The organism is Sulfurospirillum sp. hDNRA2, assembly GCF_024206095.2.
Lineage (GTDB): Bacteria > Campylobacterota > Campylobacteria > Campylobacterales > Sulfurospirillaceae > Sulfurospirillum.
In genome coordinates this window covers 1,707,676-1,717,978 of sequence record NZ_CP159800.1, presented here as the reverse complement: position 1 = coordinate 1,717,978, position 10,303 = coordinate 1,707,676, and the positions used below count along the sequence as shown (strand labels likewise).

Below are 10,303 nucleotides of genomic sequence, written 5' to 3'. Positions count from 1 at the left end.
CTATGACGTACGAAATTTACCATCAAACAGCGTTTCATTATCAAGGGCTTGTGACGTTTAGTCACAATATTGCACGGTTGCGTCCCAAAGAGAGTGTCACGCAACATGTCGTGGATTTTCAGATGGAAGTGACGCCTTTGGCGTACGAAACCAGCGATTTTACCGATATGTTCGGGAACGCAACGTCGCATTTGTTGATTCGCGAGGCGCATCGATCTTTGAGCGTCGTCGGTCGTTCCCATGTCAGCATAGACGAACAAGAGGTCTTAAGGCGCGTCGAGCGTTTTGAGGCGTTAACGCTGACATGTGAAGAGGTCGCAAGTGCATTAACGCGTTTTGATCCCGATGCGATTGAGGCAAAGCTTTTTTTATTCGACTCCAAACGTATTCCCAAGGCTTCGGACGCTATTCGCGCTTATGCGCGACGCTCGTTCGAGCCGCATCGTCCTATCGCCGAAGCGATCAAAGAGTTTATGGGGCGTATCTACGACGATTTTGATTTTGTCGCCGGTTTTAGCGATATTACGACGCCGATCGAAGAGATTTTCGAAGCCAAAAAAGGCGTGTGCCAAGACTTTGCTCAATTCGCGATTGCGGCACTTCGTTCGTTGGGATTGAGCGCTCGCTACGTCAGCGGTTATATCGAAACCGTGCCTCCGCTTGGAGGCGAAAAACTCTTCGGAAGCGACGCGTCGCATGCATGGGTCGGCGTCTACATCCCGCAATACGGTTGGGCGGCATTCGATCCGACGAACAATCTTCTCGCAAGCACGCAACACATCGTCTTGGGAAGCGGCAGAGACTACGACGACGTCGCACCGCTTCGAGGCGTGGTGCTCAGTAGCGGGCAAAGCAAACTTTCCATCGAAGTGGACGTACGACGAAACGTTTAAAACTCCTTTTTTAGCATACAACGCATTTGTCACACTCGCTAAGTTATGATTTCATACAAGATCATAAAGGAGTCAACTATGAGTATTTCACGACAATTGATGATGATGCTATCCATCGCTATTTTCGGGCTTATCGCTATTTTCGGTATCGGACTAAGCAAAATGGATCAAGTGTTTGAAAAAACCAATACCTGTAACGTCAATTCGCTTCCGAGCGTTTTAATTATGGCGGACATGCAAAACGAATTTAATCAGATGCGCGTGAGACTGTGGGAACATATTACGGCTCACACTACGGAAGATTTTCAAAGGATTGAAAAACGTTTTCACGAGTATCAGGCAAAATTCGACGCCAGCTATAAAAAATACGAAAGTTTACTTTCCGACGAAAAAGATAAAGAGATGTACCTTAAGGAAAAAGAGCTAATTACTCCTTTTATCGCTATTTCCGAGCAACTCTTTACCTTGTCGTCAGCCGATAGAAACGAAGAAGCTAAAGCATTGTTGTATAACTTGCGTACACAAAGCACGGCACTCAATACCCTTTTGGAAGAGCATATGGCGTACAATAAAACCTTATCGCAAAATGATGCAAAAATTGCCGTAGATACGAAAGATAATGCAACGTTGATGATGATTTTGGTTGCGCTCGCCGTGGGTCTTTCGGTTTTGGTTTTAAGCTTTGCGATTCGCAAAAATATTTTGCAAGGCGTGCATTTGATTCGCGACAGTATTACAAATTTCGTTCGCACCAAAGAGCTCAAATTTCGCATTAGCTACGACAAGAAAAACGAAATCAACGAGATCGTCAAGAGTTTCAACGACTTGGTCGATACGCTAGAAAACACGATCGAAGACGCCAAAAATTCGTCTAACGAAAACGCATCGGTTTCGCATGAACTCAGCACGACCAGTATGCAAATCGGGCGCAATGCCGAGCAAAGCTCTTTGATCGTCGAAAACGCGATTCACGAGATCGATACGATCAAACGTTTCGTTCAAGAGACGGCACAACTCTCCGAAACGATGAAAACGGAGATCGCCTCCGCGGGTCAAAAGCTCAACAATGCCAAAGAAGAGGTTATTTCGTTGCGAAACGAAGTCGATAACGCCAGTCAGGCCGAGAGCGCATTGGCGCACAAATTGGAGCAGATGAGTCACGATGCCGAGCAGGTCAAACAAATTTTGACCGTCATCTCCGATATTGCGGATCAAACGAATTTATTGGCGCTCAATGCCGCCATCGAAGCGGCACGTGCCGGAGAACACGGACGCGGATTTGCCGTCGTTGCGGATGAGGTGCGAAAGCTTGCCGAACGTACGCAAGCCTCTTTGACCGAGATTAACGCGACCATCAACGTCATCGTTCAGTCGATCGTGGATTCGTCCGATCAGATGAATAAAAACGCTCGAAATATTCAAAGGCTGACAGATGTTTCCAGCGGCGTCGAATCGACGATTTTGGGAACGGTAGACGTGATGGAAAAGAGCGTGACGTCCGTAACGACGAGTGCGTCCAATTCGCATAAGATTTCCAACGACACCGATAAAATCGTCTCTATGGTTTCTAACATCAATACGCTGACCAGTCAAAACGCTCGAAGCGTCGAAGAGATCGCCGCGGCGGCGGATCATCTCTCGCGTTTAGCCGAAAACCTCAATACCAAACTCAACCAATTCCGCTCGTAATCTGCGTTTAGGGGCAAAGACTTCTTTGCTCCTCTCCTTTTTTACATGTAACGATTTAGTGCCGCTTCCGCTTTGATAATACGGTACGCGATCGCATTTTGAAAAATCATCGAATAGTCGTAGCGACACGAAACGATGCCGTCGCACGGAGAGATAATCGTCTGCATCAACGTTCCTTCCAGTGCATTAAAAATACGTCCCAAAGGTTGACCGTGAACAACGCATTCGCCGATGGGAACCAGTGCGTCGAAGAGTCCCGCGGCGGTGCTTTTAATCGCTTCAATGTCGTTTTGCGTGATGATATTGCCGCTTGATGCCGCAAACGTCGCATAATCGATCAGCCCTTTTTGCGAAAGAAACCGAATGATCGCATCGATCACTTTATTGGCTTCGTTTTTTTGTAAAACGCCTTTTTTACCCGAGACGAGCGAAAACGATTGTGCGTTCCAGATTTGCCAGTTGTAGTTCAGCGAAACCGTATCGCTAGGGCTCGGCTCTTTGAGATGAATAAAATCCAGCCCGAACGCTCGGGCATGATCGATATTTTCGCGACCCGTTTGCAACACTTTGACATAAGGGATACACTCGACGTGATCTTTTCTAGCTTCGAGTAAAATTGCGTAGTCGTAGTTGTTGGTTTTTTCAAATAGCCGTGCGGCGATGCGTTGGGTCGTTTCGCCTTTATCGTAGCCCGGAAACATCACGTCGATGTCGGTGTTATCGAGCGGCCAGAAGCTTTTGCCCATATTGAAGGAATAGGGATTGACCGTAGGAATGACGAGAATTTCGCCTTTGATAAATGCGGCGTTTGCGAGTTCTTGTTGGCGTAAAAAGCGTACGACTTGAGATGCGATCCACAGTTGATCGATCGCGTTTCCCGTCATCGGTCCCACGATCACGCAACTAGGCGTCGTACCTTCTCGTCCAAAGCGGTACCCTTTGACTTTAAGCGGATTGCGGCTCAAAGAGCTGATTTCAAATAAAACTTCTTCTCTCATACGCTTGCTTCCTCTTTGGGGTCTTCTAGTATGCGAGCAATCAAAGAGCCTTCGTAAACGACGGGGTATTCGCGAATCGTAAATAAAAGTCCGTTGCACGGGCTGATGATGGTCTCTTGGACGATGCCCAAAAGAGGATCGATGATTTCTCCGAGTTTTTCGCCACGCAGTACGCTGACGTTATGCTCTAAAATGGGAATAAAAACGCCCGCTTTGGAGGCGTTGATAAAAAAAACTTCGGAATTAAGCGTTGAAACCGCAAGCGTCGTCGGCGGTAAAATCGGCTTGTCGATAATGCCTACATGTGCCATCAGGTTCAAAAGACCGCGTGTGAGGTTTTGTCCGTACTCTTTGGTAATCCGCATCCCAACACCCATTTCCACGACCAAGGTTCGCGTACCGAGTGTGTTCATCGCATGCGAAAAGGTCGACTCCAAAACCGTTACCGCATCATGCACCCAAATAAAATCGATACCGAGTTTTTCCGCCAGAGGAACCAACTCGTCGGCATTAGCGCGGCTGATGCGCACTTGGGGTAGTTCGCGTAAAAAGATATTGCTTGCGTGAATATCGATGGCATAGTCGCTTCCTTTAACCGTATCGACGATCGCGTTGGAGACTTGCGCGGGTAAAAAATCGGAAGTGCTTCCCGGAAACGTACGGTTCAGATCGACGTCGTAAAACGGAAAACCGCGCGTAATGCTATCGATGCCCATCGGATTCATGGCGGGATAAATATCGACGATACCTTTAATCGCCTCAGGGTTGGCGTTGAGCCATTTGGCAAGCAAGTAGCAGACGTATTGCCCTTCGATTTCGTCGCCGTGAATGCCCGTAACGATCGAAATGCGCTTGGTCGCTTTTGTAATATCGCTCGGCGCAAAGCGGTTGCGTTTGAGCGAAAGCGTCTCGTTGACGGGAAGTTGAACGCTGAAAACTTCTTCGATCATTGTTGTTCTTCCCTTCCTATTTGCCCCGTAATTTTTAAGATGTGTTGACGCTTGCCGATATAGCTGCCTTTGTAAATCGCACAATCGGAAAAATCGCGTCCATGCGCCAATTTTACGTAAGGTTCGTCGTGAATGACGATGCCTTTGATCGGATCGAATCCTCTCCAATCGCCCTCCATCCATGCTTCGACCCACGTATGCGTTTTATTTTCGCCTTCGATAAAACCGTGGCACAGACGAGCGGGAATGTTGACATGTCGCAATAAAGCAATCAAAAGATGGCTAAAATCGTTTCGAAGCCCCTCTTTATAGAGTAAAAAACTCTCCAACCCTTCCGCTTTGGTACTTTCGATCAGCGTAAAGCTATCACGTATTTTTTGCGTGAGCATAAAAGCCTTGCGAAAAGCACTCACCGGAAGCGTCGTTTCGTCCAAAAACGCCTGCATCAACGCGCAAAAGCTCACAAGCGGCGAAGGTGCGTTGTAAAGAGCGGGAGGCTCTTCGTCGCAATAGACGTAGGGTAAAAGTTCGAGTTCGCCTTCGATGTGTGCGCTTAAACTCTTGTGCGGTTTTGCGATGGTTCCGTATACGAAACGGTTGGCAAAACCGTCGGTTCCTTGTTCGAACGCCGCATTCGCATTGACGCGTATGTCAAGGTTGGAACAGGTTTGTATAGCGTTTTCGTAAGGAACGATACGCAAACAGTAGCGATGGTCTCTCACGGATTCTGGAAACGTGAGGGTAAAATCATACGAAAAATTAACTTTCATGAGATGTGATTAAAGCTCCAAATACCGAATTGATCGTAGCTAAAGCTTTGGCTTTTTGGCTACTGGATAAAAGAATTTTTTTGTGACCGGGACGTATTTTATCGGCAATGACATTAAGCTTTTCTGTATCCCAAACAGCCGCTTCGATACTGTCGAACAGGCGAATACTCAGGTCCATACGTTCGACGACTTTTCCAAGTTCGATGAGCGGTGCTTCTTTGGATTCTACCAAAGAGAGTTCCAAATTGCCCCAGATCGCATCGAGTTCTTGAAGCGTCGATTCGAGCCAATAAATCGAGACCGTAGGCTCTTCTTTAGCGGCTTGGTATTTTAAATACAAAGCGTTAATACGGCTAAACATACGATTGGGCAGATGCGAACGCGTCAAAATCGCATTTTCGCGTGCGGTATTGATGACGTAGAGCAAACTGATAAAATCAAGTTCAAAGACGCTTTTACGCAAAAACGCCTGCGAAGAAGTATAATGAAGCGCGATACCCAATTTTTCGTACAGATCTTTGGCTTCGTTGAAGTTTTCGTCGATAATTTTATCGAACAGCGCGATAATAAGACGCGTCATACTCTCGGCACGTTGGATGTATCGTCCCATCCAGTAGAGGCTTTCGGCAGTTTGCGGTGAAATGAGGATCATTTGCTCTCCTTTAAAACCCACGTATCTTTAAATCCTCCGCCTTGGGAAGAGTTGACGATGTAGCTGCTCGGATCCATAGCATAACGCGTCAAGCCGCACGGCCAGATGAAAATATCGTCGCTAAAGATCGAAAACATTCGAAGATCGGCTTTTCTCGGGCTTAACGTTCCTTCGTTCGTTAAGCACTCGATGTCGTAAAATTCGATGACTTCTTGGGCGATAAAACGTCTGGGCTCTTTGATGATAGCGTCTTTGAGGGCTTCGCGCTCGTTTTTGGAGAGTTTAGAGCCGAAAACGACGCCGTATCCGCCCGCTTCGGCGACATCTTTAATGACGAGCGTGCGTAGGTTTTGCAAGATGTGATTGCGATCTTTTTCAAAAAATGCCAAATACGTCGGCGCGTTTTGTAAGATCGGCTCTTCGTTCATATAATAACGAATCATCGCCGGTACGAAGTAATAAATCCCTTTGTCGTCGGCGATGCCGTTTCCGATGCTGTTCATAAGCGCGATATTGCCGGCACGGTAGGCTTGGGTGATGTTCGGTACGCCGATAAGCGAGTCGGCATTGAACTCCACCGGATCGAGCGCATCGTCGTCGAGACGACGGTAAATCGCACCGACGCGCGCTTTTTTGCCGAGATAGGTTTTCAGGTAGACTTTGTCTTTTTCGACAAAGAGGTCGTCTCCCGTCGCTAAGACCGTACCGCTTTGTTTGGCAAGGTACGAGTGTTCGTAAAACGCCGAATTGTACCGTCCGGGAGTAAGAATAACGTTAATACCGCCCGTATTGACGTAGTCCATCGCCGCTTCGAGACGCTTGGGATAATCGTGCACGCTTTGAATAGGGAGCTTTTCAAAAAATTCGGGAAAAACTTTGCGCGTCAAAATACGCAACGAAAGCGGATAACTCACGCCGCTTGGAACGCGTAGATTGTCCTCCAAAACGACCCAGCCGTCGCCGACGCTGTTTTTGACCAAATCGATTCCGCTGATATGCACGCGAATGTTCTTTGATACGGGTGTATTCGCAAACGCGGGCAGATAGGCTTTGGACGCGAAGACGAATTCGCTGGGAATAATGCCGTCTTTGAGAATTTTTTGCGCACCGTAAATGTCTTCTAAAAAGAGGTTGAGGGCGTAAATGCGCTGTTGAATGCCTTTTTCAAGGTACATGAACTCTTGGTGGGAAACGATGCGCGGAATAATATCGAACGGAAATTTACGTTCGATAAAGGCATTGTTTTTAAAGAGATTGAAATTGATCGCCTCGGTGTTCATGTAGGCGAGTAACTCTTGGACGCGTTGCGTATCGATGGTATTTAAGACGCTTTTGAAAGCATCGTAGAGGGGAGAGTGTGACTCTATCATGACCGTTACCTTTGCCCTTTCACGTCAATGTGATGCAAGCAGTTTAGCACAAAAATAAGCAGAGGAAGCGAATAAAAACGTAATTTTTTGGTTATTTTTTAAACAACGTGTCGTATTGGGAAAAAAGGCGCCAAAAGATATTCTAAGTACGTTATAAAGACCATGCATAGGCAAATAAAATCCCTTCCGCCAAAAAAAGCGTGCAAAAGAGCAGATTCCATCGTAGTGAAACGTCCAGCGGCGTGACGTTTAAAAACTTGGCGGTCATCAGCGACATACCGGCAAAGGGCGAAACGATAAACGAAATCGCCGCCGCTAAGATCAAAAGAAGTGCCACCGAAACGGAAGAGAGCGGCAACGAGAGGGAGAGTAAAATTTTGCCGAACATGACCGCAAGGACAAGCGGGTGGATACCGAAGATCGCAATAATGATAAATAAAAGCGGTATGACGACGATGGAAAAAATGCCCATACGGTTGATGCTCTCTTGCAAGAGAGGCTGAACGTGCATTAAAATACCGCTATGATCGATCGCTCCCGCAAACAAGCCTACCGCGATAAAAAAGACCGCAAAGTCGGTTGCTTGCGTGATGCCGCTTTGCGCATACGTTTTTAAGATCGCAACAAGCTTGGGATGCTTCGCAAACGAAACGATCCAAACGACGGAAATCATAAAACCCGCAAGCAAAATTCTTCCCGTCGCCGTGCCGATGGAAAAAGACTCCAAAAGGGCGATGCAAAGTAAAAGCGAAACGACGACCAGTACGATATGCACCGTTTGTCTCGGGGCATTGTGCGCAAGGTTTGCGGAGGCTTCAAACGGCTCTGAAAGGACGGGGCGGTTGAAGCGCAACGTATGCTCCAAAAGGTACGACGTGATAAGTCCGATCGTGCTTAACAAAAAGCCCGGTACGAAAAGTTCCGACCACGACACGTGCGTCACTTGCATGACCAACAAGATGATGACGGCTCCGGGTGCCCAAAAAAGCACGAGCGCATAACCGCGCATAATCGCGGTCGCAAAAAAACGTTGATAGTCTAAAACGCTGTTTTTGAGGGCTTTGTTGAAGAGTGCAACCATGACGGGAACGGTTCCGAAGAGTAAAAAGCTCGAAAAAAGGTTAGTGACGAGCATCGCAAAAAAGTAAAGCGAACTCTCTTTACGAAACAGTTTTTTGAGCCAATACTCGACGGTGTCGCTGTAACGTCCCGCTTCGATGGGAATGGAAAAGAGTTGCATGACGACGATAATCGCGATAATGTTGGTCATAGACGTGAGCGATTGCATCCAGACGGGAAAGGCAAGGCGGTATGTAAGGAGGATCGTCGTTCCCAAAACGAAAAAAAGCACCGTAATGCGCAAGAATCCTTTTTTTTGCATTCCCAAACCGCAGACAAACAACACGGCCGTAAAAAACGATAAAAGCTCCAAACTCACGGGCATAAAAAGTTTTGCGACATGTAAAAACGTAATGGCTAAAAGGGCTATTTTACAGAGCTTGTTCATCGTTCGTTCCGGATTTAAATGCGTTATTGTAGCAAAATGATGGTTAGAGGAAAACCAAGAGGACATACGTGACATGTAAGCGTAAAAAAGGTGATCGTGTATCTCAAAAATATGGTTCTCTTTTCATTTTAAACCTATTTTAACTATGATTCTATCCATAGAACATACAAAGGATTTCCCACGATCTCAAGAGAAGAACAGACAAGGATTACCGCCGTGGTTGTTAAAGTGGCGACGATGCTTTTGGAGTATGGGGCGGAGAGCCGTTTGATCGAGCAACTCTCCTCTCGCTTGGGTGTAGCGCTTGGGTGTACTTCCATTGAGATGTCGTTGATTCCCTCGGCTATCGTGTTAACCACATTGATCGGTGATTCTTCCGTAACGAGTACGAGGCGCGCGTACGAACAGCCGATCAATATGTCCATCGTCCATCAGATCGTTACGATCTGCATTGAAGCGGAGCAAAATCCGCGCGACATTATGCGCGTTGAATATGCCTTGGCAAACATTCACGCCAATGCGTATCCTGGATGGTTGATTATCCCCATGATCGGTCTTTCATGCGCGGCGTTTAGTCATTTGCAAGGAGCGGATTGGGCGGGTTTTTTCATCACGTTTGTGGCGGCATCGGTAGGGATGAGTGTGCGCAGGGAGCTTTCACGGCGTAACTATTCGTTGCTGATCGTCTTTGCGTTTACCGCATTTGTCTGTACCCTCATCGCGAGTTTTGCCTTTTTCGAGGGCTTTAGCACCACCGGGCACATCGTACTCTCTTCGAGTGTCTTGCTCCTTGTTCCGGGTTTTCCTTATATCAACTCCATGTTGGATGCTTTTAAAGGTTACATCAGCATGGGCTGGGGACGTTGGGCACAAGCGACGCTGATGACCTTGATGGCATCACTGGGCATTATGCTTGCCATGGGACTTTTGGGAGTGCAAGGATGGTAACGATGGAATGGATGAGTCTTTTATTGGACGCTTTGTGGGCGGCGATTCCCGCTGTGGGTTTTGCAATGATTTTTAACGTGCCCCGTTCTGCATTGCCCTTTTGTGCAGCAGGTGGTGCGTTGACGTACGGGCTTCGCGATGTGCTCATGCACGCGCATCTTTCCATCGAACTCTCCACGTTTATCGCCGCGACGACGATCGGCATTATCGGCGTGTTCTGGTCACGCCGTTATGTGATGCCCAGACCCGTTTACACGGTCGCTTCTATCATTCCGATGATTCCCGGAACCTACGCGTATGAGATGATGATCAGCCTTGTGCGAATGAACACCGAGGGCGTCACCGATGTTTTGCTCTCTCGTTTCATCGAAAACGGCTTGCACGCGGTGAGTATTTTATTTGCGATTGCCTTTGGCTTGGTATTGCCTTCGATGTATTATACGAAGCGCAAACAGCCGATTATTTAGAGGTTTTGGTGTTTACATGTAAAGGTTTTGATAGAATGCTATTAATAAAAATTTAGTTT

General features: G+C 47.2%; 10 protein-coding genes. 4 read left to right on the top strand and 6 right to left on the bottom strand.

Annotated elements, in window-relative coordinates; translation table 11 throughout:
- Positions 1-2 precede the first annotated feature (2 nt).
- Positions 3-893 (top strand): transglutaminase family protein, encoded by an 891-nt coding sequence (locus NL930_RS08645; RefSeq protein ID WP_254376391.1) that lies wholly within the window; start codon positions 3-5, stop codon positions 891-893.
- 78 nt (positions 894-971) lie between these two features.
- Positions 972-2,582: a methyl-accepting chemotaxis protein gene (locus tag NL930_RS08640; protein ID WP_254376390.1), complete on the top strand. Its 1,611-nt coding sequence runs from the start codon at positions 972-974 to the stop codon at positions 2,580-2,582.
- Positions 2,583-2,623: 41 nt separating this feature from the next.
- Here NL930_RS08640 and NL930_RS08635 read toward each other — a convergent pair whose 3' ends face one another.
- The 6 genes from NL930_RS08635 to NL930_RS08610 form a co-directional block, all read right to left on the bottom strand.
- A complete protein-coding gene (locus tag NL930_RS08635; protein WP_254376389.1) occupies positions 2,624-3,580 on the bottom strand; it encodes a M14 family metallopeptidase in 957 nt (318 codons plus the stop codon).
- A complete protein-coding gene (locus NL930_RS08630; protein ID WP_254376388.1) occupies positions 3,577-4,530 on the bottom strand; it encodes a M14 family metallopeptidase in 954 nt (317 codons plus the stop codon). Before NL930_RS08630 ends, NL930_RS08635 begins: the two co-directional genes overlap by 4 nt.
- Complete coding sequence (locus NL930_RS08625; protein WP_254376387.1) at positions 4,527-5,300, bottom strand: transglutaminase family protein; 774 nt, start codon at positions 5,298-5,300, stop codon at positions 4,527-4,529. The genes NL930_RS08630 and NL930_RS08625 overlap by 4 nt, the downstream gene beginning before the upstream one ends.
- A complete protein-coding gene (locus NL930_RS08620; protein ID WP_039675012.1) occupies positions 5,290-5,952 on the bottom strand; it encodes an alpha-E domain-containing protein in 663 nt (220 codons plus the stop codon). The genes NL930_RS08625 and NL930_RS08620 overlap by 11 nt, the downstream gene beginning before the upstream one ends.
- On the bottom strand, positions 5,949-7,322 hold the full coding sequence (locus NL930_RS08615; protein WP_254376386.1) for a circularly permuted type 2 ATP-grasp protein: 1,374 nt from the start codon (positions 7,320-7,322) through the stop codon (positions 5,949-5,951). Before NL930_RS08615 ends, NL930_RS08620 begins: the two co-directional genes overlap by 4 nt.
- Before the next feature lie 151 nt (positions 7,323-7,473).
- Entirely contained in the window at positions 7,474-8,829 is a 1,356-nt protein-coding gene (locus tag NL930_RS08610; protein ID WP_254376385.1) for a hypothetical protein, read from the bottom strand.
- A gap of 216 nt (positions 8,830-9,045) precedes the next feature.
- Between NL930_RS08610 and NL930_RS08605 the strand changes: the two genes are divergently transcribed.
- Positions 9,046-9,777, top strand: a complete 732-nt coding sequence (locus NL930_RS08605) for a threonine/serine exporter family protein (RefSeq protein WP_254376384.1) — start codon at positions 9,046-9,048, stop codon at positions 9,775-9,777.
- A gap of 2 nt (positions 9,778-9,779) precedes the next feature.
- Positions 9,780-10,244 (top strand): threonine/serine exporter family protein, encoded by a 465-nt coding sequence (locus tag NL930_RS08600; protein WP_254376383.1) that lies wholly within the window; start codon positions 9,780-9,782, stop codon positions 10,242-10,244.
- The last annotated feature ends 59 nt before the right edge of the window (positions 10,245-10,303 follow it).